Annotated in this window: 22 protein-coding genes and 1 pseudogene; 11 read left to right on the top strand and 12 right to left on the bottom strand. The window is 59.8% G+C overall.

Annotation, left to right across the window (positions count from 1 at the left end):
* Nucleotides 1-227 precede the first annotated feature (227 nt).
* A pseudogene (locus tag ACZ9DP_RS06585) lies at nt 228-386 on the bottom strand (four-helix bundle copper-binding protein); the annotation flags it as partial.
* Nucleotides 387-604: 218 nt separating this feature from the next.
* Between ACZ9DP_RS06585 and ACZ9DP_RS06580 the strand changes: the two are divergent.
* The 7 genes from ACZ9DP_RS06580 (at nt 605) to ACZ9DP_RS06550 (ending at nt 5,497) form a co-directional block, all read left to right on the top strand.
* Entirely contained in the window at nt 605-1,012 is a 408-nt protein-coding gene (locus ACZ9DP_RS06580; RefSeq protein WP_476200865.1) for a hypothetical protein, read from the top strand.
* A 92-nt stretch (nt 1,013-1,104) separates the two neighbouring features.
* Nucleotides 1,105-1,332 (top strand): hypothetical protein, encoded by a 228-nt coding sequence (locus ACZ9DP_RS06575; RefSeq protein ID WP_074072099.1) that lies wholly within the window; start codon nt 1,105-1,107, stop codon nt 1,330-1,332.
* Entirely contained in the window at nt 1,329-2,795 is a 1,467-nt protein-coding gene (locus tag ACZ9DP_RS06570) for a TolC family protein (protein ID WP_476200863.1), read from the top strand. Before ACZ9DP_RS06575 ends, ACZ9DP_RS06570 begins: the two co-directional genes overlap by 4 nt.
* 14 nt (nt 2,796-2,809) lie before the next feature.
* Nucleotides 2,810-4,156 (top strand): multicopper oxidase family protein, encoded by a 1,347-nt coding sequence (locus tag ACZ9DP_RS06565; protein ID WP_476200862.1) that lies wholly within the window; start codon nt 2,810-2,812, stop codon nt 4,154-4,156.
* A 34-nt stretch (nt 4,157-4,190) separates the two neighbouring features.
* Nucleotides 4,191-4,670, top strand: a complete 480-nt coding sequence (locus ACZ9DP_RS06560; protein ID WP_476200860.1) for a cupredoxin domain-containing protein — start codon at nt 4,191-4,193, stop codon at nt 4,668-4,670.
* A gap of 22 nt (nt 4,671-4,692) precedes the next feature.
* Nucleotides 4,693-4,980, top strand: a complete 288-nt coding sequence (locus ACZ9DP_RS06555) for a copper-binding protein (protein ID WP_476200858.1) — start codon at nt 4,693-4,695, stop codon at nt 4,978-4,980.
* Between the two features lie 55 nt (nt 4,981-5,035).
* Nucleotides 5,036-5,497, top strand: a complete 462-nt coding sequence (locus ACZ9DP_RS06550; RefSeq protein ID WP_372417483.1) for a DUF411 domain-containing protein — start codon at nt 5,036-5,038, stop codon at nt 5,495-5,497.
* Nucleotides 5,498-5,835: 338 nt separating this feature from the next.
* On the opposite strand, the gene ACZ9DP_RS06545 is transcribed toward ACZ9DP_RS06550, so the two are convergent.
* The 11 genes from ACZ9DP_RS06545 to ACZ9DP_RS06495 form a co-directional block, all read right to left on the bottom strand.
* Nucleotides 5,836-6,495 (bottom strand): peroxiredoxin, encoded by a 660-nt coding sequence (locus ACZ9DP_RS06545; RefSeq protein WP_476200856.1) that lies wholly within the window; start codon nt 6,493-6,495, stop codon nt 5,836-5,838.
* Between the two features lie 98 nt (nt 6,496-6,593).
* On the bottom strand, nt 6,594-7,175 hold the full coding sequence (locus ACZ9DP_RS06540; RefSeq protein WP_476200854.1) for an RBBP9/YdeN family alpha/beta hydrolase: 582 nt from the start codon (nt 7,173-7,175) through the stop codon (nt 6,594-6,596).
* Between the two features lie 118 nt (nt 7,176-7,293).
* Nucleotides 7,294-7,854, bottom strand: coding sequence for an FMN reductase (msuE, locus tag ACZ9DP_RS06535; RefSeq protein ID WP_476200853.1), 561 nt, complete (start codon nt 7,852-7,854; stop codon nt 7,294-7,296).
* A 294-nt stretch (nt 7,855-8,148) separates the two neighbouring features.
* On the bottom strand, nt 8,149-9,480 hold the full coding sequence (locus ACZ9DP_RS06530; RefSeq protein WP_476200851.1) for a hemolysin family protein: 1,332 nt from the start codon (nt 9,478-9,480) through the stop codon (nt 8,149-8,151).
* 168 nt (nt 9,481-9,648) lie between these two features.
* Nucleotides 9,649-10,413, bottom strand: a complete 765-nt coding sequence (locus ACZ9DP_RS06525) for a FadR/GntR family transcriptional regulator (RefSeq protein ID WP_194731001.1) — start codon at nt 10,411-10,413, stop codon at nt 9,649-9,651.
* Nucleotides 10,414-10,437: 24 nt separating this feature from the next.
* Nucleotides 10,438-11,499 (bottom strand): four-carbon acid sugar kinase family protein, encoded by a 1,062-nt coding sequence (locus ACZ9DP_RS06520; protein WP_476200849.1) that lies wholly within the window; start codon nt 11,497-11,499, stop codon nt 10,438-10,440.
* Nucleotides 11,496-12,488: an ABC transporter ATP-binding protein gene (locus tag ACZ9DP_RS06515; protein ID WP_283072609.1), complete on the bottom strand. Its 993-nt coding sequence runs from the start codon at nt 12,486-12,488 to the stop codon at nt 11,496-11,498. Before ACZ9DP_RS06515 ends, ACZ9DP_RS06520 begins: the two co-directional genes overlap by 4 nt.
* A complete protein-coding gene (locus ACZ9DP_RS06510; RefSeq protein ID WP_239600486.1) occupies nt 12,488-13,492 on the bottom strand; it encodes an ABC transporter ATP-binding protein in 1,005 nt (334 codons plus the stop codon). The genes ACZ9DP_RS06515 and ACZ9DP_RS06510 overlap by 1 nt, the downstream gene beginning before the upstream one ends.
* Nucleotides 13,492-14,451: an ABC transporter permease gene (locus ACZ9DP_RS06505; protein ID WP_074072113.1), complete on the bottom strand. Its 960-nt coding sequence runs from the start codon at nt 14,449-14,451 to the stop codon at nt 13,492-13,494. Before ACZ9DP_RS06505 ends, ACZ9DP_RS06510 begins: the two co-directional genes overlap by 1 nt.
* A gap of 2 nt (nt 14,452-14,453) precedes the next feature.
* Nucleotides 14,454-15,410, bottom strand: a complete 957-nt coding sequence (locus ACZ9DP_RS06500) for an ABC transporter permease (RefSeq protein ID WP_028739795.1) — start codon at nt 15,408-15,410, stop codon at nt 14,454-14,456.
* 133 nt (nt 15,411-15,543) lie between these two features.
* Nucleotides 15,544-17,190 (bottom strand): ABC transporter substrate-binding protein, encoded by a 1,647-nt coding sequence (locus ACZ9DP_RS06495; protein ID WP_476200847.1) that lies wholly within the window; start codon nt 17,188-17,190, stop codon nt 15,544-15,546.
* A 282-nt stretch (nt 17,191-17,472) separates the two neighbouring features.
* Here ACZ9DP_RS06495 and ACZ9DP_RS06490 point away from each other — a divergent pair, with 282 nt between their 5' ends.
* The 4 genes from ACZ9DP_RS06490 (at nt 17,473) to pdxA (ending at nt 22,004) form a co-directional block, all read left to right on the top strand.
* The gene (locus ACZ9DP_RS06490; RefSeq protein ID WP_476200845.1) at nt 17,473-18,378 is read left to right on the top strand and encodes a dihydrodipicolinate synthase family protein; all 906 of its coding nucleotides are present in this window, start codon (nt 17,473-17,475) and stop codon (nt 18,376-18,378) included.
* Between the two features lie 10 nt (nt 18,379-18,388).
* Complete coding sequence (locus ACZ9DP_RS06485; protein ID WP_476200843.1) at nt 18,389-19,576, top strand: sialidase family protein; 1,188 nt, start codon at nt 18,389-18,391, stop codon at nt 19,574-19,576.
* A 279-nt stretch (nt 19,577-19,855) separates the two neighbouring features.
* Nucleotides 19,856-20,989 (top strand): iron-containing alcohol dehydrogenase, encoded by a 1,134-nt coding sequence (locus tag ACZ9DP_RS06480; protein ID WP_194730993.1) that lies wholly within the window; start codon nt 19,856-19,858, stop codon nt 20,987-20,989.
* Between the two features lie 28 nt (nt 20,990-21,017).
* Nucleotides 21,018-22,004 carry a 4-hydroxythreonine-4-phosphate dehydrogenase PdxA gene (gene pdxA / locus ACZ9DP_RS06475; RefSeq protein ID WP_074072118.1) on the top strand — a complete coding sequence of 329 codons (987 nt, stop codon included), beginning with the start codon at nt 21,018-21,020 and terminating at the stop codon, nt 22,002-22,004.
* Nucleotides 22,005-22,012: the final 8 nt, after the last annotated feature.

Genomic DNA, 22,012 nt, shown 5'->3' with positions numbered 1-22,012 from the left:
CATAGGTCACGTCGGGTGATATCGTCGAATTTGCTGATGGGCGGGAGCGGCATCGAAAACCGCTCCGCCCTCCCGGAAAATACATTTCCGCGCTGCGGAACATGCCTGCGCGACCCGACGTCGATCCCGAGCCCGCGGCCCTTCGCCCTGCCGATCACCCTCTCATGATAGGCTGCGAGGCGATTGTTGCGCATTGACAAGTCGTACACTGGCCCGTCGCAATCGCCTCAGGGGGCCATCTTCTCACGGCTCTCGGCGCACTTCCGGCAGGCGTCGACGCAGCTCTGCATGTCGCCGATCCGTTCGCAGTCTTCGGCGCACGGAACGCAGATTTCGGCACATTCCCGGCGGACATGCTTGTGGTGCTGAGAGCCGATTAAACACAGGCTCCGACTGCATTGGTAATATCGTTGCTGCGCCAAGAGCCGCGATGAATGGGCGCGAGATCAATCATGGTCAGAAAGAACGGCTCCCATTGACGTTACCGCCGTTGGAAGCACTAGCCTGTGCACAACGTGGTATTCGCGCCATATAAAGGACTCGAACATCGACAACAGATAGGTCCTAATTGAAATCGGGCTGCTTTGCATGTAGCTCGTTGGGAATGGGCAAGATGTACCGAATCACAATGAGCAGGCTGCTCGTGATGATGCGGCTGGTGGTCATCGTATCACTGGCGGGGTACTCGCTGTCGAACGCCAACGCGGCGATGCACGGCTCCTCGTTCCCCCAACTGGTAGCCGTCGCCTCGGACGTGACGCCGTCTCACGAGGGCCACGACGTGGCGGACATGGCCCATCATGACCACTCGCATGGCGACATCTCCGATAGAGCCGATGGTGTATCGAAGCTGGTCAAGCAGGAATGCTGCAGCGATTTCTGCGGCGGGCTTGGCATGATTTGTGAGGGCCCCGACGTCGGCGGACCCGTCGAGATTTCCATCCGGCAGTTCGTCGACGACCGGACGACGCTTGGCGAACTGCCGCCCCTCCACCGTCCCCCGAATATCTGAATAGAGACGCGCCCGCTTGATCGGGTCCAGCCGGACACCTGCCTTCGTGCGGTGGGTGCCCCGTAGGCAATCTCTTATTCGGAAATTTCATAATGAAACCCTCGCTTTTCGTGGTGGGGCTGCCGCTTGTTATCGGCGGCTGCGCATCCACACTTCCTCCCGACGTGGTGGCGTCCTCCGCCGCAGTCGAACAGCCGTCCGCGCGCCCGGTCGCATACCGGTCGCCGATCTCGGCCTACGTCGCCAGGCAGCCCGTCGACCCCAAGCCGTGGCGCAGACAGAACGATCTGCAGTCTCCAGCCAATGGAGACGCCTCATGATCGAGCCTAGAAGAACGATGGTGGCGCTGGTATTCCCGCTGGTACTGAGCGGCTGCGTCACGGGCGCAGAGTATTCCAGCAAGGAAGCCGGCTTCACCTCCGTTTCAAACAAGACCGCCGCTGTCACGGCGAAGCAGACCGTCTGGATCCAGAACCAAAACCAGGCCCGGTCGGCAGCCGCGCAGGTAAGAAGCCTGCTCGCTCGAAAGAAGGCCCTCGACGTCGAGACGGCCGTCCAGGTCGCCCTGCTCAACAACAGGGGCCTCCAGGCGACCTACGCCGATCTTGGCGACAGCGCCGCCGACGCCTGGCAGTCGACGATGTTCATCAACCCGACCGTCTCCATCGGCACGACTGGCATGGGGACGCCGGAACTGGAGGCGTTCAAGACCATCGAAGGGATGATCACGACGAACATCCTGGCACTCGCGACGAGGAACCGGGACGTGGCGATCGCCGACACCCGCTTCCGGCAGGCGCAGTTGACCGCGGCCGTGAAAACGCTCCAGGTCGCCGCCGACACGCGGCGTGCCTGGATCGGCGCGGTGGCAGCCTGGGAGAACGTCGGGCAGCTCCAGCGCGCCCAGGCGACGGCGGACGCCGCTTCCGAGCTTGCGGAGAAGCTGGGCGAGACCGGCTCGATGACCAAGGGCGCCCAGGCCCGCGAACATGTGTTCGTCGCCGAACTCGCCGGAGAGACCGCGAAAGCCCGGCTGGCGGCCCGTCTCGCCAAGGAGGAGCTGACACGGCTCATGGGCCTTTGGGGCACGGACCTGGACTACCAGGTTCCAAACAGCCTGCCTCCCCTTCCAAAGTCCGTCGTCAGGCGCGACACCATCGAGGCCGAAGCACTCCGAAATCGGATAGACCTCCAGGTGGCGAAGCTCGAACTCGAGGCAACTGCCAGATCCTACGGCCTCACCGAGGCGACGCGCTACGTCACCGACCTCGAAATCCTGACCGGTTTCGAAACCGAACGGGAAATCGAGGACGACGAGAAGAAGACCAGGACGACCGCCCAGGTCGAACTGGAGTTCGCAATCCCGATCTTCGACACCGGCAAGGCCCGGATGCGCAAGGCCGAGGCGGCGTACATGCGGGCGGCGAACCAGCTCGCGGAGAAGGCCGTCAACGTCCGCTCGGAAGCGCGCTCCGCCTACGAGGCCTACCGCTCGAATTACGACATCGCGCGGCACTACCGCAACGCCGTCGTGCCGTTGCGCACCAAGGTCGAGGAGGAATCCCTGCTGACCTACAACGGCATGATCACCAACACCTTCGAGCTGCTCACCGACACCCGCGACAAGATCAACTCCATCCTGCTCTCCGTCAACGCGAAGCGAGACTTCTGGCTGGCCGAAGCCAACCTCGCGCCAGCCATCTACGGCGGCGGTGCGACGAACGCGTCGGCAGAGACCGAGGTCGCCGCTGCTCCCGAAAGCAGCGGTGGCGGCGGCCATTGAGAAAGGACATCACCATGTTCAACAGACGACAACTGTTCGGTGCGAGCGCGGCCCTGCTTGCGGCGGGAACCTGGACGAAGACGTCGGCGATGGGCCTTCCCGACGCCCCGACAATGGAATCGGCGGACATGCAGCCGCCGCTTCACCCGACCTCGGGTCCGGACTACCAGCCGGTCGTCACGCTCAACGGCTGGACCCTGCCCCACCGGATGAACAACGGCGTCAAGGAGTTCCACCTCGTTGCCGAACCGGTCGAACGCGAGATGGCCGACGGTATGACCGCCTACTTGTGGGGTTACAACGGCCAATCTCCGGGGCCAACCATCGAGGCCGTCGAAGGAGATCGCATCCGCATCTTCGTGACGAACAAGCTTCCGGAGCACACGACGATCCACTGGCACGGCATGATCGTGCCGTCGGGCATGGACGGCGTCGGCGGGCTGACGCAGCCGCACATTCCTGCCGGCAAGACCTTCGTCTACGAGTTCGACCTCGTGAAATCCGGCACCTTCATGTACCACCCGCATTCAGATGAGATGGTGCAGATGGCCATGGGCATGATGGGCTTCTTCGTCGTCCATCCCAAGGATCCGAAGTTCATGCGCGTCGACCGCGACTTCGTCTTTCTGCTCAACGCCTACGACATCGATCCTGGATCGTACGTGCCGCGCATCATGGAGATGACCGACTTCAACATGTGGTGCTGGAACAGCCGCGTGTTTCCGGACATCAGCCCGCTCGTCGTTTCGAAGAACGACAGGGTGCGCGTCCGCGTCGGGAACCTGACGATGACGAACCACCCAATCCACATGCATGGCTACGACTTCGAGGTGACGTGCACCGACGGCGGCTGGGTGCGGCCGGAGGCGCGGTGGCCGGAGGTGAGCATCGACATCCCTGTTGGTGCGATGCGGGCTTACGAGTTCGACGCCAAGTACCTCGGCGACTGGGCGATTCACTGCCACAAGTCGCACCACACGATGAACGCCATGGGTCACGACATCCCGACCTTCATTGGCGCGGACAAGTCGAAGGTCGCCGAGAAGATCAAGAAGCTGCAGCCGGAATACATGCCCATGGGCACCAAGGGCATGGCCGACATGGGCGAAATGGAAATGCCCATTCCCGAGAATACCATTCCCATGATGACCGGCTGGGGGCCGCACGGCCCCATCGAGATGGGCGGCATGTTCTCGGTCGTGAAGGTCCGCGAGGGCATCTCGGCGGACGATTACTCCGATCCGGGCTGGTACGAAAACCCGCCCGGAACGCAGGCCTGGGAGTGGAGCGGCGAACTGCCGGACGCGACCAAGGCCAAAGACGCGAAGACACAAATCACGCCCAGGCCGACAAACGGCTGAGGCCCAATCTCCCACGTCAAAAAAGGATTTACTCATGAAGAACTTTGTATTGGCACTGGCGCTGGTCGCCCTCGCAACCCCTGCCCTGGCTGCCGGCAATCATGCCGGCGGTCACGGTGAAAAAATGGCTGTCGGAGAGCCCGGCGACAAGGCGAAGGCCACGCAGACGATCCGCGTCACGATGAAGGAAACCGACGACGGGAAGATGATATTCACCCCCGCCGTCTTCAACGTCCGCAAGGGGCAGACGGTCAAGATCGCGATCAAGAATGCCGGAGCCGTCGACCACGAGTTCGTGCTCGATCAGGAAGACAAGATTCTCGAGCATAAGGCAGTCATGGAGAAGTTCCCCGAGATGGAACATGACGATCCGAATTCGATCCGCCTTCCGGCCGGCCAATCCGGCGAGATCGTCTGGAAGTTCACCACCGACGGCGAGTTCAAGTTCGCCTGCCTGATCCCCGGCCACTATGAAGCCGGCATGCACGGCGACGTCACCGTCGCTGGCAAGTAATCTGTAAAAAGGAGTCACAAGCATGAAAACGGCAATGATCAAGATCGGCATCGCCGCCCTGTTCTCCGCCAGCGCGGCCTTCGGTGCGTTTGCCCAGGAATTCACCAAAGGCGTCGTCAACAAGATCGACGCCAAGGCGAAGAAGGTCACCATCAAGCATGAAGACCTGAAGAGCCTCGACATGCCGGCGATGACGATGGTCTTCCGCGTTGAAAACGCGGCTCTGCTCGAAAAGCTGAAGGAAGGTTCGAACATCGAGTTCGTTGCCGAACGCGTGAATGGCAAGCTGACCGTCACCGAGGTAAAATAGCGGACCCCTGCCGCCCGGATCCGCCCGGGCGGCAGGACATCGAGGAGTGGAGACGATGCACAGGAGAAGCTTCATAGCATTGGCGGCATCCGCCCTGGCGTTCGTTGGTGGAGGGGTCCGCGCCGCGGCCCCGTCGAAGATGACGGTCTACAAGGATCCGAACTGCGGCTGCTGTCATGAATGGTCGAAGGCGATGGCCGCGGCAGGATTTTCCGTCGACGCCCGCGACACCGACGACCTTGCCGCGGTCAAGGCGCGGCTTGGTGTGCCTGCCGCCGTGGAGGGATGCCACACTGCCATCGTCGAGGAATACTACCTTGAGGGGCATGTTCCGCTTGAGGCCGTTCAACGCCTGCTGCGGGAGCGGCCGCCGGTCCGAGGGCTGGCCGTGCCGGGCATGCCACCTGGCTCGTTGGGGATGGGAGACGACCCGCAGGCGTCCTATGACGTCTATGCGATCCCTTCGGGAACCGGCGCACCATACCTATTCATGGAAGTCCGCCCCCGGAAGGTCTGACGTCGCGATCGACCGGACCGCGCCGAGCGCTCAGGGCAGCGCAGAGCGCAACCGTGAGATCTTGCTTCCAGTCGATTATGCATGCATCCCGTCGGTTCGGGCACCGAAACATCGACCGCATGTCAGCGGAAATGATCCATAGCGCGCGAGCGGCGCATGCTTGCGTCCACCACCGTACCTCGCTAGAGCTTATCGAGCGGCTGCCGCCGAACGAAGCGATGTGGAAGAGGCGGACGGACGACATCAGTGCGGATTGTGCAAAGGATCGGGCGTATCTCCCGCTTCCGTGGTCAATGCACGCCGATCCTATCATGTCCGCGGAGGCTCCGAGGCTCCAATCAGCCGGTCGGCTGCTTGGTCTTCCTGAGATAAGGAAGGACGGTGTCGAAAGAGCCGAAGCGCGCGATCGCGTCATCGTTCGAAACCGCAGCCGTGATGATGACGTCTTCCCCTTGCTGCCAGTTAGCAGGTGTCGCTACCTGATGCTTGGCTGTCAACTGGATGGAGTCGATCGCACGCAGGATTTCATTGAAGTTGCGGCCCGTCGTCATCGGATAGGTGAGGATGAGCTTGATCTTCTTGTCGGGGCCGATGACGAAGACAGAGCGCACGGTGGCGTTGTCGGCCGGCGTGCGGCCTTCCGAGCTCTCGCCTGCGCCTGCCGGCAGCATGTCATAGAGCTTGGCGACCTTGAGATCCTTGTCGCCGATCAGTGGATAGCCAACATCGAAACCGGTAGCCGTCTTGATGTCGTTCTTCCACTTGCCGTGGCTTTCCACCGGATCGACGGATATGCCGATGATCTTGACACCACGTTTACTGAATTCTTGTTCGAGCCCGGCCATCGCGCCGAGTTCCGTCGTGCAGACCGGGGTGAAGTTCTTCGGATGCGAGAACAGCACCGCCCAACCGTCTGCAATCCACTCATGAAAACGGATTGGTCCCTGCGTCGTCTCGGCGGAGAAATCTGGTGCAATATCGTTGATACGAAGGCTCATGGGTTGGTTCCTCTCTCCTGGATCACCGTTGAATTTCATCTTTCGCTAGCGATATACGCTCATCTTGGCCGACAGCAAGCGGCTTGCGGCAGCACGCTTCAAACATTGGTGACCGATCGCGTGCCTTCAACCTGCCGCCGGTGGCGGGTTCGGCTCTTCAACGCTGTCAAAAGGCCATACCCGCTCGGCCAGCGCCCGAATCCGCTTGCAACATTGATATGTCCGGCCAATCCGATGTTCCTGAGGTCGGATTTCCAGAGGCGCGCAAACATCGTCAACCGGTCAAGGCTTATATAGATATCGTTGAGACTTCCGACGACGATGCTCGCAAATGGAAGCGCCTTGGTCGGCATCGTGCCAAAGTCGAGGTGGCCGGGGTGGAGTGCTTCTGTCGAAGGCAGATCGCATGGCGCAACAAGAAGGGCTCCTCTGACGCGCCGAGCCGATGGCCGACCTGCCAACTGAGCCGCCAAAAGGCAACCGAGACTGTGAGCGACAATATAGGCATCGTCCTCCTCGGCTAGTGTCTCCTCAAGTCTGAGCATCCAGTCGTGCAAGCGGGGCCGATCCCAATCGTCCTGTTCGACAAGCCGGCTGTCCGGATGCTCCCTCAACCAATGGTGCTGCCAGTGCCCCTCGCCTGAACCGAAGAGGCCGGGTAGAATGAGTATTCGGCTCATCGCGACACGCCTCTTCGTAACTCAAACCTCGACTTGCTGCGGCATATGATTGCGGCCGTGCACCGGGTTGTCTGCATCGGATCACTCTTTATCCCGCGAGGATATCAAGCGTTAAACGTTATTCGGCGGCCGCGAGGATCGTGTCGTCTGCGGGAAAGAAAGCTGCAAGTTCGCTCACAACTTCGCCAATCCTCTTGGACAGTGGCTCCGAAGAAACCCTGTAGTCCGCGAAATCGCGGTCCGATCCATAGACGGCCGTCGGCAGAGTGTGGGACATGAAGAACCCGAAGAGCGGCCGCAGTTGATGCTCGACCATCAGAGCATGCCGGTCTCCGCCGCCAGTTGCCGTGATGATGATCGGCTTTGCGCGCAATTCATCGGGGTCGATAAGGTCGATCAAATGTTTGAACAGACCGGGATAGGATCCCTTATAAGTCGGTGAGCCGACGATCAAAACGTCAGCGCTGACGATCGCGTCGATGACGCCCCTCGCCTGATCGTCCAGGTCCTTTCGCCATAACGCACGGCCGAGCGATGGGCCAACATCGTGCAGATCATAAACGGTACGCTCGAAGCCATATCTTTGAGCCGCGCGATCCGCAACGTCTTCAACGAGTGCGTAGGTCTTCGAAGGACGATTGAAGCTGCCGGCAATTCCGACCAGTCGCAAAGCGGCCATCTGTTTTCCTTTCCGATTTGAATGGTGAAACAGACTATTGTCTATAAATTTAATAGATAAAAGGAATGAGGATTTCCCGTAATGGACGACAGGGAAATTTCTTTCTGCCCGGCGATTGATTGGCATCTATGAACCGCAGGTGCCGGAGCTCCAGATGCAGCGTCTAATCGCCGGGAACCGAGTTTATGAAACCTGATAATGGCAGGCATAATTGCAGTTGCGGTAGAGATTTCAAAAGTCGTTGGCGATCGGATACATCGGATCAGTCATCTGGCATCGGCAATGGCAGCCAGCCTAGATATCCGCTCCTTGCGTCGAACTGCGCGTCGCCAAGATCTTGTCGATGCGCATACCATCCATATCGATGACCTCGAATCGCCATCCGTCAAACTCGAAAACCTCACCGGTCTCCGGGATGTGCTGGAGCTGATGAAGGGCAAAGCCCGCAAGCGTATGGAAATCAGCATCCGGTTTATTGCGCAGGCCTAGTTTTTCGAAAGCGTCGAAGGCCGGCATCATTGCATCAACAAGCAGTGAGCCGTCTTCGCGAACGACGATAGCCGGTTCCTCGTCGGACCCCGGCAGTTCCCCGGCGATCGCCTCCAGCAAGTCCGTTTGCGTGACAATCCCCTCCAGACTGCCATATTCGTCGATGACGATAGCGAGGTGGACCGGTGACGCCTTGAAGCTGCTGAGCACGCGGACCACCGAGGTTCCTTCGTGAAGCACCAGCGGCTGCTTGATGACATCCATCGGCCGGATCTTGCCGCCGTCCAAAACTTGATCGAGCAGGTCCTTCTTAAGAACCATCCCGATCGGCTCGTCGATTGAGCCGCGAGCGACGAGAAGCTGTTCGTGCCTGCATTCCCTAATCGTCCTCAGGATTTCTGCCTCGCTGTCGTCGGCGTCGAACCACTCGACATCGAGACGCGGTGTCATGACGTCGGAGATTGGTCTCTCGCCGATATTGAGCACGCGCTCGACGAGCTGCTGCTGCACCTGGTTGAGAAGACCCGCCTCCTGGCTTTCGGCCACCAGCAACTTCAGCTCTTGCGGTGAATGGAAGGAGGATTCGCCAGTTCCGGCATGAAGGCCGAAAGCACGAAGCACGAGGTTACCCATACCATTGAGGGCAAATATCGCCGGCTTGAATATGATAAGAAAGAACCCAAGCGGCCGGACCACGGCCAATGACGTTCCCTCGCTACGCTGGAGAGCGAGGCTCTTCGGCGCCAGTTCGCCAAGCACGATGTGAAGCGCCGTTATGATCACGAACGCAATGACGACTGCGATGGCATGAGAGCCTGTCCTGGCCCAGTCACCGGGCAGCCATGCCAATAGCGGCTCGATCAGATGCGCCAGGGCCGGTTCGCCGACCCAGCCCAGAGCGAGCGAAGAGATCGTTATGCCGAGCTGTGTGGCCGCAAGATTTGCATCGAGGCTGTCCACGGCCCGCTGAAGCGCTGAAGCGTTCATACGTCCGGCGGTCACGAGCTCGGCCACGCGGCTGCGCCTGACGGAAACCAATGCGAATTCGGCAGCCACGAAGAAACCGTTGGCGCCTACGAGAAAAAACACGGCAAGAATCCCGACATAATCAAGAATACTGCCATCTTGGCCCGTCATGAGTTTATCGTCCCTAACTGTTGAAGGAAACAATATCGTAGCATGTGCAAGCGCAAACGGGCACGCGCCAATAGAGACTGTTTTGTCTTTTCCATGAGCAGGAGCGCAGACGAAAGTGTCGATCGCAAACCGTGGCAGCGACAGACCTCCGTGCAGCGTCGCTGATGCCTAAAAGGAAAGGTCGAGAACCCGGCCCTCGAAGAGGCGATCTCTCGATCCTTCAAGATGGGCCTGCATCAGATCCCGGGCGTCGTCTGCCCGGCCGTCGGCAATTGCCTTGTAGATTTCATCGTGTTCCTGAAACACTTTCTGAAGCCCTTGTCGGGGGCCGAGAAGCGAGAGCCCATGCAGATGCATACCGACCGCGATATGCGGTTTGAGGGCGTCCATGGAGGCCGTATAATAGTGATTGTTCGCAGCCTCAGTGACAGCCCGATGAAACAGGAAATCGGCGTCCGTTCGATGAAGCTGGTGATTCGTCGCCTCGCGAAGGTCCGCAAGCGCTGTTGCGATCTTCTCAAGCGCTGCACTGTCGCGGCGTTTGGCGGCGAAGTAGGCCGCCGCGGGCTCGATCGTCAGGCGGAATTCGTAGCAACGCTGAATGTCCGCGATCGTCTTGACAGGCGAGTATGCCAGTTGCGCGGCAGGCGAACCGTGGGCGCTGACGAAGGTTCCTGCCCCCTGTCGGGCATAAACCATGCCCTGGTCGCGCAAGCGTGCGAGCGCGTCGCGAACGATCGGGCGCGATACGCCGAGCATCGAAGCCAGTTCATGCTCTCCCGGCAAGCGTGAATCAGGAGGATAGTTTCCGGCGCGAATACGCTCCAGAAGCTGGTCGAAGACGCGATCGACCAGCTTCACGGCCTTTCCGCGTTCTGGCTTTGCAGCTGGGCCGGTGCCCGCGTTCAAAGATGCGCCATTTGCTTCATCCACGTTCATTCTCCCCGCCGGCATCCGCTACGCCGCCTGATTCCGCACAATCAGTCTTAGCAAACTATCGGCGCTGCCGAAGCCCCCGGACTTTACCGCAGAACGGAGATGCCGCCCGTCTGCGGCTGTAACGTCGAACCACGGCACACCTGCCTCGATTTCACCTTTCGGGACAAGGAGGCGGATACCAAGCTCGCGAAACACCGCAAGCGCAGTATCACCACCGCCAACCATCAATATATCCGGCCGCGTATCGTCCATGGCCGATTTTACGCCTTTCGCAAAGCGATGCGCTACGGCTGCAGCATCATCTGCTATTTCGCCGCTACAGCGAAGCAGAGCCGGCAGCGCCAAGCCTTCGCCGCATTCCACAACCCCCATCGGTGCGTCGGCGACCGTGCGCAAGGCACCGGATGCCTCAAGGCGGTCCATCTGCTGGGCCGTAATCGGATCGCGGGAACCGAAGGCAAAGAGCGTCTTGCGGGCCGGCTCAAAGGTTTGGCTTTGCCCGCCTGCTTTACCCAGGCGTCGGGCCAGGGCCGCGCCAAGGCCACGCGCGCCGACGGCAAGAACCGAACGCCAATCATTTTCGCCGGCGATAGAGTCGAGGTCAATATCGTCCTCGGCATCTGCAACAGCAACTGTTTGCGAATGGTTGGCAAAAAGCTCGGCAACCGGGATCGGATTATCGACACCGCGCCCGACGACGCAGCCGCGATAGGTAAAGCGCTCCTGATCTGGAACCGCCGGCGCGACCAGAACCGACTTGAAGGCGAATACCTCGGCAAGGGCCGAGCTTTCGGCAGCGACGTTGCCTTTTAACCTGGAATCGATCTTCTTCATGACGATCGCAGGTTCGGCGGGCAGCAAGACCTCTGCTGCGAGCCGCACCCTGTGTGCGGCGGCATCCTCGGCAAGAGCACGCGAGGCTGTGTTGATCACGACGACATCGGCGCTCATCGCAATCGCCTCTTTTGCCGCCTCGACATCAATGGCAACCGCAACCGCAAGCCCTGCCTTCACGAACGGCGTGCCCGTATCGAGCGCCCCGGTCAGATCGTCGGCAATGATGGCGACTTTCAGCGTCATGTCGTCTGTCCCGTATTGACGGCGTGGCAGGCAACGAGATGGCCGGGTTTTGCTTCCTTCCATTCCGGAACGAGCCTGCTGCAGACATCGATTGCGATCGGGCAGCGGGTGTGGAAGCGGCAGCCGGGCGGCGGGTCGAGCGGACTTGGAACGTCACCCTGCAGGATCTGGCGCTTGCGGCTTCGCTCGTGAGAAGGATCGGTTTCCGGCACGGCCGAAAGTAGCGCCTTCGTATAGGGATGCAGCGGATTACCGAACAGCTCTTCGCGGCTGGCAAGCTCGGCAAGCCGGCCGAGATACATGACGCCGACGCGCGTGCTGATATGGCGGACGACCGCCAGGTCATGCGCGATGAAGAGATATGTGAGGCTGTATTTTTCCTGCAGGTCGAGCAGCAGATTGATGATCTGTGCCTGGATCGACACGTCGAGCGCTGAGATTGCCTCGTCGCAGACGATGAATTTCGGCTGGCAGGCAAGCGCACGCGCGATGACGACGCGCTGGCGCTGGCCACCTGAAAGCTCATGCGGATAACGCTGCGCAAAGCGCGTCGGCAGCCCTACATCACTCAGGAGGGTTGCGACCCTGTCCTTGAGCTCGGCCTTGGCGCACAACTTGTGGAAGAGGATCGGTTCGCCGATCGCCTCGCCGATCGTCATACGCGGATTGAGCGTCGAATAGGGATCTTGAAAGACGATCTGCAGGTCGCGGCGGAATGGCCGCATTTCCTTTTCGCCAAGCCTCGACAGATCCTGACCCTTGTAGACAACCTTGCCGCTCGTCGCCTTGTAGAGATTGAGGATCGTGAATCCGGTTGTCGATTTGCCGCAACCAGATTCCCCGACAAGGCTCAAGGTCTCGCCTTCCATGATATCCAGATTGACGTTGTCGAGCGCATAGACGGTTGCCGAGCGCTCGCCGAAAGCGCCGAGCTTGACGTGGAAGTGCTTGACCAGGTTTTCGATCTTAAGAAGCGGTTCCGCGCCCATCACGCAGCCTCCTGCATTTTCTGGACCACAAAACATGCGGCGCGGTGGTTGGCGGCTCCAGCCAAAGGTTCAAGCTTCGGAACGCGCTCGTGGCAGATCGCCTCGACAAGCGGACAGCGCGGGGCAAACGGACACCCCTTCGGACGGCGGCCGGGCTCAGGCGGTGTTCCCCCAATCGAACTTAGACGGCTTGCAGGCGCATCCGAAAGCTTAGGGATCGACGCAAGCAGCCCTCGCGTATAAGGATGGCTCGGCCGGGCATAGAGCTCATCGACCGGCGCATCTTCAACGACAGTGCCGGCATAAAGCACGGCCACGCGATCGACGAGACCTGCAATCAGCGCCAGATCGTGCGTGATCCACACGACCGACATGCCAAGCTTGGCCCGCAGCTCCTTCACGAGATCGACGATCTGGGCCTGGATCGTGACGTCGAGCGCCGTGGTCGGTTCGTCGGCGATCAGAAGCTTCGGATTGCAGGCAAGGCCGATTGCGATCATCACGCGCTGGCGCATGCCGCCGGAAAGCTCATGCGGGTAGGCCATCAGGCGTTCCTCAGGGCCGGGAATACCGACCAGTCGCAGGAGTTCGACCGCCCGTACGCGGGCATCTGCCTTGCTCATCTTGCGATGATAGATCAGCGGTTCGCAGATCTGGTCGCCGACACGCATCACCGGATTGAGCGAGGTCATCGGATCCTGGAAGACGAAGCCGATGTCACCACCCCGCACCTTCCGCAAATCGGCGTTCGACATCGTCTGCAGATCGCGTCCGTCGAAATATGCCGTGCCCCTGGCGACCTTGATCTTGTTTGGCAGGAGCCGCATCAGGCTCAGCATCGTCAAGCTCTTGCCGCAGCCGGACTCGCCGACGACGCCGAGCGTTTCGCCCTTGTTGACGTAAAGATCGATGCCATCGACCACGACGGCGGTACCGCGGCGTGTCTCGATCTCGACGGTGAGGTCGCGCACGTCCAGAAGGCGTTCAATGGTCGTCGTGTTCATTACTTGCTGCCCCGCGGATTGAGCGCGTCATTGAGACCGTCGCCCAGGAAGCTGAAAGCAACCGAGGCAAGGCCAAGCACAGCCGCCGGCGCGGCAAGTAGGTGCGGATAATGCTGCCAGACACGCAGGCCATCAGAGATCATGTTACCCCAGCTGGGCGTGGGCGGATTGACGCCGACACCGAGGAAGCTGAAGGCGCTTTCAAGCACCATCGCCGTACCGAGACCGGCGCTGACGGAAACGATCAGCGGACCGAGCGCATTCGGAATGACGTAGCGCTTGATGACGATCCAGTTCGAAAGGCCGAGCGCCTGCGCCGCCGTGATATAGGGCCGGCTGCGGATCGACAGGACCTGGGCGCGGACGAGACGGGCGTAAGGCGGCCAGGCGATCAGGGCCATTGAGCCGAAAACCAGGATGAAATCCACCCAAACCGTCTGACGATAAAAAGGATTGAGCGTCTCCAGGTAGCGGGCCTCCATCCAGTTGGTTATCGGCGATTTCAGCGAAGCGTTGATGACGACGACCAGGAGCAGGTTCGGCACGGACATGGTGACATCGGTCAGCCACATCAGGACGCGATCAAACGGATCACCGAAGAAGCCAGCGACAGCGCCGAGGGTCAGTCCGATCAGAACGGCGACGAGCGTGACGATCACGGCGACGAGAAAGGCAGTGCGTGTGCCGTAGACGACGCGGCTGAAGACATCCCGGCCAAGATCATCGGTGCCGAATAGATGTGTCAGCGAGGGCGCGGCGTTGCGGGCCCCAAGGTCCTGGCCCAGGTAGTCATAGGGCGTAAGGTATGGTCCCAAGACCGCTGCGAGGGCCAGCACAAGGACAACGGCGAGGCCGAAAAGGGCAAGTCTGTTGCGCTTCAGGCGGAACCAGGCATCGCGCCACAGGCTGACCGGCGGTTCTTCGGCGGTCTCGATCGTCGAGAGGGGGACGGCGGACATTGTCAGCGGCTCCTTCTTGCATCGTTGGCGCGTGGGTCAAGCAGCGGATAGAGAACATCGACCAGAAGGTTCGAGACCATGACTAGGAAGGATCCGATGAGCGTGATCGCCAGGATGACGGGATAATCGGAATTCGTGAGCGCCTGCACGGTCAGGCGGCCGAGGCCGGGTAGGCCGAAGACCAGTTCGACGAAGATCGCACCGTTGACGATGGTGATCATGATGAGCCCGAGCTGGGTGACGACCGGGGTCAGCACCGGGCGCAGGATATGCCTGAGAGCGACGACGATTTCCGGCACGCCCTTGGCGCGTGCCGTGCGTACAAAGTCCTCCGACAGCACTTCAATGACTGCCGCACGCGTCTGGCGTACGATAAGCGCGATCGGCTGAAAGGACAAAACAATCAGGGGCAGCAGAATGCGGACATCAAAGATACCGCCCCAGCCGTAGGGAACCTTGATCATCGGCAGGAAGACGATCAACCCGACCATGAGCAGCGGGCCGGCGACATAGGCAGGAATTGCCCATAAGAACAGGGCCGAGCCGAGGATCGTATAGTCGAGCTTGGAATTCTGATTGAGCGCTGCGATCATGCCGAGGGGGATGGCGACGACCGCTGTCAATATGATGGAACAGAGCGCCAGTTTGAAGGAAACGGGGGCGGCTGCCGAAACCATCGCCCAGACCGAGCGGCCCGAGGTCAGCGAATTGCCGAACTGGCCATGCAGCAGGTTCCAGATGTAAAAGCCGAACTGCTCGATGAATGGTTTGTTGAGGCCGGCGCTCTCTCGAATGGCTTCGATACGCTCCGGATTATAGGCGACGTCGCCCGGTGCACGAAGAAAGATCAGCTTGATCGGATCGCCGGCACCGTAAAATGCCATCGCATAAACCGCCATCATCACGACAAGGACGGACGGAATCCAGATGGCAAACCGCGTTAACACGTAGCGAAACAAAGCCACCTCCACCTGTTGTTCGGCGCAGTTTTCACAGGGGTCGCCGCGGACAACCGCGCCTTCTGCTTGAACATGCGCGAAGGCCTCATGGTCTTCGCGGTTGCTGTTCAGCTACAAAGATCGGCGAAAGCCGTCATGCTTGGCCGATGGAAATGTCCCATGGTGCAACGACTTGCCAGTCGAGGTTCTTCTCCATGCCCTTGACCTCCTTCGTCGCCCAGCGGGACATCGCCTGAGAATACCATGGAATGAAAACCCAATCGTCGCGGAACGCCTTTTGAGCCTCCTGCGCCAGTTTCACGCGCTGCGGGTCGTCGGCAGCCTTGGTCGCGGCTTCGGCAAGCAGGCTGTCCACCTTGTCGTTCTTGTAACCGCCGAGCTTGTTCTGGGCGTTCGAGGACGTGGAGGCGATGGAACCGGCAAGATAGGAAACGGCATCCGGGACGCGCGTGCCGACATCGTCGCGGAAAATCTGAACCGAGTTCTGGTCGGGCCCGGCATAGGCGTCCTGCTGCGGCTTCATGTCGACTGCGGTAATGCCGAGGTTCTGGCGCCACTGTTCCGCGATGAACTGGGCAGCTGCCTGGATCGCGGGCGCCGAGACGCCGACGAACATGATCTTCGGCAGCCGCTCGGGACCACCATAGCTCGATTCAGCAAGCAGCTTCTTTGCGCCTTCCGGATCAAAGGGATAGGGTTCGAATCCGGAGCCGTCCGCACCTGGCACGGAATTCAGGATCTGGTCTGCCTTCTTGTGCGGCCCATCCGGATAAGACGCCTTGAAAAGACCGTCGCGATCAACCGCCATGATCAGTGCCTGACGCACCTTCGGATGGTTCATCGGTGCACGCGAGGTGTTGAACCAGAAGTGCTGGCTCGTAGGAATGATCGGGCCTGCCGAAAACTCCGGGCCGAGATCCTGGATAATCGTCGAGGTGACGAGTTCCGTGTGGACGTTGTATTCACCGGAATTGATGAGCGAAGTCGCCGTCACGTTGTCTTCGATCGAGCTGATCTCGATGCGAGCAAGCTTCGGCTTCGCACCGAAGAAATTCTCGTTCGGCTCAAATGTCAGAGTCCCTGCGTCGATGTCGATGCTCGTGAGCTTGAAAGGACCCGAATAGACGGCATTGTTGTCCGGCTTATACCAGTCGGCAATCTCCTCGCCGTCGCTGCCTCTCGACTGCGACGCCTTGGTCACCGGAATAATATGGTTTGCCAGGCGCATGAAGAAAATCGGGTCAGCTTGCGTGAGCGTAACAGTGACCGTTCCTTCATCCGGCGTTGCAACCCCGGTAAGCTCAGTGCCGGAACCGGCTCCGATCTCTTTGTAGCCTTGCACCTTGCTCAGCACTTGGTCGGCGCGCTGGCTCTTGGTGTTCGGCATCGAGGCCACTTCCCATGAACCCTTCACATCCGCCGACGTGATCTTGCTGCCGTCGGAAAAAACAGCTTTCGGATCGATCTTGAAGGTCCAGACCTTGTTGTCGGACGATTCCCAGCTGGTGAATACATAAGGCTGCAACTTGCCTTCTGTGTCGAAATACATCGGCGATGCCCACCAGAAAGAATTCCAGCGGAAGGTTCTGCCGCCGCCGCGCAGCGGCGACCAATCCTGGTCGAAAGCCGGATTGATGGCTTTCAGAACCTGACCTTCCTCGGCCATGACAACACGTGCGCTCATGCCGAACATCGTCAGGCCGACGCCTGCCGCGAGGCCGAGCTTCAGCGCATCACGGCGCGAAATTTGTGAGACAGTCTGGTGCTCGCGAATTGTCATCTGCTCCTCCCATGAGCATTCAATGCGCCCTCGAAATCCCTCCCCGAGCCAGCGCGATGGAATGAGCCGCAGAGTTGCGCGACAATGTAAATCTGTCAATTAAAAACTCGAATTTCAGGCTTCAAAATTCTTGATGTGAATTTTTATGACGTTATAACAGACACTTATGCTTAATTCGGCATCAACACAGAGCTTGTAAGATTGACAACAACTTATCCTATGAACGAAAACACTGGGGCAAAAAACGCATAAAGGCGCTGTCGCTCTGACGAGGAGGAAGAGATGAGCAATCATAAAATTACAGGCGTCTTCAGCGCCGCAACCACGCCTCTCAACGCTGACAGCAGCCCAGATCTTGGCCTTTTCACCGAGCATTGCCAACGTCTGCTTTCCGAGGGATGTCACGGTGTGGCGCTTCTCGGCACGACGGGCGAAGCGAACTCATTCTCGATCGCTGAACGGCGCACCATTCTTGAAGCGGCCCTGAAAGCCGGCATTCCAGCCGAAAACCTTCTGCCGGGGACCGGCGTTGCCGCCATTCCCGAAACCATCGAGCTCACCAATCATGCGCTTTCACTCGGAGTGACGAGGGTCGTGATGTTGCCTCCCTTCTACTACAAGGGCGTATCGGACGATGGCCTCTTCAATGCTTATTTGCAGATTCTGAGCCGAGTGAACGACAGTCGCCTGCGCGTCATTCTCTATCATATCCCGCAGGTCTCCGGCATTCCGATCTCGATCCCATTGATCGGCAGACTGGTCGAAGCCTTCCCCGAAACCGTGGTTGGCATCAAAGAATCGGCGGGCGATTTCAATAACATGCAGGCAATCATCGCCGCCCATCCCGGCTTTTCGGTGCTCTGCGGCGCAGACCCATTGCTGCTACCTTTGTTGAAGGCAGGTGGTGCCGGCTGTATTACGGCTACGTCCAATTTGGTCGCCTCTTCGCTCCGCACCGTCTATGACCACGTTCACGACGCGGCACGCGCCGCAGAGGTCCATGTGGCGCAAGACCGTATCAATGCCTATCGCACGCTTTCGAACTCCTATGTGCAGATCCCGGCGATCAAGGCGATGGTCGGCCTCAAGACGGGCGTCAGCGCGTGGAAGCGCACGCGTCCGCCACTGGTAGCGCTCAACGACGCCGAGTATGCGGCTTTGTCCGAAAACTACGCGCAGCTGCCATAAGGAGAACATCATGAGCCTGACAGCTTTGCCGCCACAACAGGTCCCCGCATTGATGACCGGCCTCATCAAGCCGAATTCCGCTCACGCTGGCCGCGCAGACGCCTACCTGCCCTCGCCGTGCATCCAAAATCATGCCGCCAACCTCGCCTTTCTCCCCGACGGGACCTTGAGCTGCGTCTGGTTCGGCGGCACGATGGAGGGCATGGGTGACATATCGGTTTACATGTCGAAGCTCGCCCCGGGCTCCACGCAATGGTCAGAGCCGCAGAAACTTTCAGACGATTCTTCAAAATCCGAGCAGAACCCTTTGATTTTCAAGGCTCCTGACAAGATCGTGTGGCTGCTTTACACATCGCAGACCTCCGGCGATCAGGATGGCGCGGTTGTCAAATGTCGAGTATCCGACGACGACGGAAAAACCTTCGGGCCGGTCCGGCTTCTTTGCGATCTGCCTGGAACCTTCGTCCGGCAACCGATCGTGGTCAACTCCAAAGGAGACTGGCTTTTGCCGGCATTCCGTTGCGTCAGTCTGCCGGGTCAACGCTGGAGTGGCGATGCAGACACCGCAGGCGTGCTGATTTCCCGCGATCAGGGGAAGTCCTGGATGATGACCGACGTTCCTGACAGCCTCGGCGCAGTCCATATGAACATTCTGGCACTTGGCAAAGGCAGGATGATAGCCTACTTCCGCAACCGCTTTTCGGAGAACGTCCTCTCGGCTGCGTCCGAAGACGACGGCGAAAGCTGGTCTCGTCCACGTCCGATCAACCTGCCGAACAACAACTCGTCCATCCAGGCTGTTTTGCTGAAGGACGGCAGGATTGCAATGGTTTACAACCACAGCAATGCCGAGACTTCCAACGCGCGACGCAGATCGCTTTACGACGAGATCGAAAGCGATCAGATGGAAATGAACGCCGCTGGGGCGGTGACATCGGGCCGCAAGGCAGTATGGGGCGTGCCGCGCGCGCCTCTCAGCCTTGCCGTATCGGACGATGGCGGTGCAAACTTCGATCGCCTTGCCGATCTCGATACCGGCGACGGCTATTGCCTGAGCAACAATTCCAAGGATTCGCTCAATCGCGAATTCTCCTATCCCTCAATCGTTGAAGGCCCGGACGGAACACTGCACATCGCCTATACCTATTATCGTCGGGCAATCAAATATGTCCGGCTTCCGGCTGAGGCACTCGGCTAGTCAAGTCACCGTCGATAATTGACAAATATACGTTCAAACCGCAGGGGTGCCTTTTCCAATAGTGCCCGCACGGCACCGGCGCCGGCGCCGTTTGTCATTACACAACAAATTCAAATCGATATGTAGTTTGTGCGCGCTCCGTTTTCGACTTCGCCCATCCAGACTTTTCATGATCTTTCGAATGTCTGAGCATTTTTCTTGCCAGAAACGCGCAGCTGATATAACAACTTTACATCATTGACGGCGATCGGCCGTTTCTGTTAGGGAGGAGCCGCTTTCATGGCCAGTCTGGGTTCGCCTATCACGACCATCAGGCCGAACATCATCGAGTTCGGCATCGGCACGGCTGGCAAACTCGGCAAATGGGCCGCAGAGAAAGGCTACCACCGCACGCTCGTGATTTCGGATGCCTTCAACGCTTCACGCATCGATGCTCTCGCGATCCAAGGCGAGGTCGCAGTGTTTGGCGATGTCACACCGGAACCCGACATCAGTAATCTCGACAGGGTGCTGAGTGCCGCCAACGCCGCCCGGGCGGAACTCATCGTCGGCTTCGGCGGCGGCAGCGCCATGGATCTTGCCAAGCTCGCCTCCGTACTCGCCGGTTCGCCGCAAAGCCTGCGCGAGGTCGTCGGACCGAACAAGGTTCAGGGGCCGCGCAAAGTGGCGCTCGCACAAGTGCCAACGACATCCGGAACCGGCAGCGAGGCGGGCATCCGCGCGCTGGTGACCGATCCTGAAACGATGGCGAAACTTGCCGTCGAAAGCGTCCACATGCTCGCCGATATCGCCGTCATCGACCCGGCGCTGACCTTTACCGTTCCGCCCCGCACGACGGCTGCGACCGGTGTGGATGCAATGGCGCATTGCGTGGAGGCGTTTACCAATCGCAAGGCGCATCCGATGATCGATATCTACGCGATCGAAGGCACGCGGCTCGTTGGCAAATATCTGGCACGTGCTGTCAGGGACGGTGCCGATGCAGAAGCGCGCGCTGGCTTGTCACTTGCCTCCCTTTATGGCGGTTTCTGCCTGGGACCGGTCAATACGGCGGGCGGTCACGCCCTCGCCTATCCGCTCGGCACTCGCTGGCATGTCGCGCATGGCGCTGCAAACGCACTGATCTTCCCGCATGTGCTGGCCTTCAACACACCGTCCGCTCCGACGAAGACGAAGGCGGTCATGGAAGCTCTCGGCCATCCCGCTTCGGAAGAGGTCAAATCCGTCTTCGCAGCCGCCTATGAGTTCTGCGCGGAACTCGGCATCGAGATGAAGCTGTCGGGTTTGGGTGTGCCGGAAAGCGGCCTCGACCAGATGGCCAACGATGCCTTTGCCATCCGCCGCCTGCTCGATAATAATCCGCGCGATCTGACACGCGACGACATCCGCTCGATCTATGAAGCCGCCTTCTAGGCCGGCCCTTTCAAAGGGAATTTGACTGATGGTCAAAAATGCAAAAGTCGCAGTCACGCTCGGCGATCCGGCAGGCGTTGGCCCGGAAGTCATCGTCAAGGCGCTTGCGGCAATGCCAAGACAAGAGCGCCGCGATTTCGTGATCGTCGGCAATAGCAAAGTACTGGAGCGCGCCTGCCGCACGACCGGCATCGACCTGCGCTTCGGGCCATCTGCATCGGAAGACGGATCAACCATTGCCGTCGAGGAGGTGGCGCTTGACGGCAGCCTTCCCGAAATCGGAAAGATCAGTCCCGTCGCAGGCGACGCATCCGTTCGTTACATCAGCCGCGCCGTCGAGCTTGCGATGTCGGGCGATGCGGACGTCATCGTCACCGCGCCGATCAACAAGGAGGCAATGAACCTTGCCGGACATCACTTCGACGGCCACACGGGCCTGCTTGCGCATCTGACCGGCTCGAAGAGTTCGTTCATGCTGCTTGCCTCTGACCGCCTCAACACGATCCATGTTTCGACGCATGTCTCGCTGCGGGGTGCCATAGAGCGCGCCAAGACGGACCGCGTCATTGCAACGATCGAAGCTGGCCATAACCACTTTGTCCGCCTTGGCAAGAAACCGCGGATCGCCGTTGCCGGCATCAACCCGCATTGCGGCGAAAACGGCCTCTTCGGCACGGAGGACATGGAGTTTCTCACGCCTGCGGTCGAACTGGCTCAGGCCAAGGGCATTGACGTGGTTGGCCCGATTTCGGCCGATACCGTCTTTGCGCGTGCCTATAACGGCGCCTTCGATCTGGTGATTGCCCAGTATCACGACCAGGGCCACATTCCGATCAAGCTCGTTGCCTTCGAAACGGCCGTCAATGTGTCGCTCGGCCTTCCGATCGACCGCGTCTCCGTCGATCACGGCACCGCATTCGATATTGCTGGCACCGGAAAGGCAAACCACGCCAACATGCTTTCGGCGATTGCCTATGCGCAGCTGATGGCGCGTTCGCCCCGCCAGCGCGCATAGTCAAAACG

The sequence above is a fragment of the Rhizobium sp. USDA 4016 genome, assembly GCF_056279705.1.
Note: the sequence above shows the minus strand (reverse complement) of the source record. Positions and strands in the feature narration are given on the sequence as shown.

What these genes read in the sequence shown, in the direction of transcription:
- ACZ9DP_RS06505 (WP_074072113.1), bottom strand. Translation starts at nt 14,451, where the DNA reads ATGTCCGCCGTCCCCCTCTCGACGATCGAGACCGCCGAAGAACCGCCG.
- pdxA (WP_074072118.1), top strand. Translation starts at nt 21,018, where the DNA reads ATGGTCAAAAATGCAAAAGTCGCAGTCACGCTCGGCGATCCGGCAGGC.
- ACZ9DP_RS06510 (WP_239600486.1), bottom strand. Translation starts at nt 13,492, where the DNA reads ATGAACACGACGACCATTGAACGCCTTCTGGACGTGCGCGACCTCACC.
- ACZ9DP_RS06545 (WP_476200856.1), bottom strand. Translation starts at nt 6,495, where the DNA reads ATGAGCCTTCGTATCAACGATATTGCACCAGATTTCTCCGCCGAGACG.
- ACZ9DP_RS06570 (WP_476200863.1), top strand. Translation starts at nt 1,329, where the DNA reads ATGATCGAGCCTAGAAGAACGATGGTGGCGCTGGTATTCCCGCTGGTA.
- ACZ9DP_RS06490 (WP_476200845.1), top strand. Translation starts at nt 17,473, where the DNA reads ATGAGCAATCATAAAATTACAGGCGTCTTCAGCGCCGCAACCACGCCT.
- ACZ9DP_RS06550 (WP_372417483.1), top strand. Translation starts at nt 5,036, where the DNA reads ATGCACAGGAGAAGCTTCATAGCATTGGCGGCATCCGCCCTGGCGTTC.
- ACZ9DP_RS06575 (WP_074072099.1), top strand. Translation starts at nt 1,105, where the DNA reads ATGAAACCCTCGCTTTTCGTGGTGGGGCTGCCGCTTGTTATCGGCGGC.
- ACZ9DP_RS06515 (WP_283072609.1), bottom strand. Translation starts at nt 12,488, where the DNA reads ATGGGCGCGGAACCGCTTCTTAAGATCGAAAACCTGGTCAAGCACTTC.
- ACZ9DP_RS06565 (WP_476200862.1), top strand. Translation starts at nt 2,810, where the DNA reads ATGTTCAACAGACGACAACTGTTCGGTGCGAGCGCGGCCCTGCTTGCG.
- ACZ9DP_RS06540 (WP_476200854.1), bottom strand. Translation starts at nt 7,175, where the DNA reads ATGAGCCGAATACTCATTCTACCCGGCCTCTTCGGTTCAGGCGAGGGG.
- msuE (WP_476200853.1), bottom strand. Translation starts at nt 7,854, where the DNA reads ATGGCCGCTTTGCGACTGGTCGGAATTGCCGGCAGCTTCAATCGTCCT.
- ACZ9DP_RS06555 (WP_476200858.1), top strand. Translation starts at nt 4,693, where the DNA reads ATGAAAACGGCAATGATCAAGATCGGCATCGCCGCCCTGTTCTCCGCC.
- ACZ9DP_RS06495 (WP_476200847.1), bottom strand. Translation starts at nt 17,190, where the DNA reads ATGACAATTCGCGAGCACCAGACTGTCTCACAAATTTCGCGCCGTGAT.
- ACZ9DP_RS06560 (WP_476200860.1), top strand. Translation starts at nt 4,191, where the DNA reads ATGAAGAACTTTGTATTGGCACTGGCGCTGGTCGCCCTCGCAACCCCT.
- ACZ9DP_RS06480 (WP_194730993.1), top strand. Translation starts at nt 19,856, where the DNA reads ATGGCCAGTCTGGGTTCGCCTATCACGACCATCAGGCCGAACATCATC.
- ACZ9DP_RS06580 (WP_476200865.1), top strand. Translation starts at nt 605, where the DNA reads ATGGGCAAGATGTACCGAATCACAATGAGCAGGCTGCTCGTGATGATG.
- ACZ9DP_RS06485 (WP_476200843.1), top strand. Translation starts at nt 18,389, where the DNA reads ATGAGCCTGACAGCTTTGCCGCCACAACAGGTCCCCGCATTGATGACC.
- ACZ9DP_RS06520 (WP_476200849.1), bottom strand. Translation starts at nt 11,499, where the DNA reads ATGACGCTGAAAGTCGCCATCATTGCCGACGATCTGACCGGGGCGCTC.
- ACZ9DP_RS06530 (WP_476200851.1), bottom strand. Translation starts at nt 9,480, where the DNA reads ATGACGGGCCAAGATGGCAGTATTCTTGATTATGTCGGGATTCTTGCC.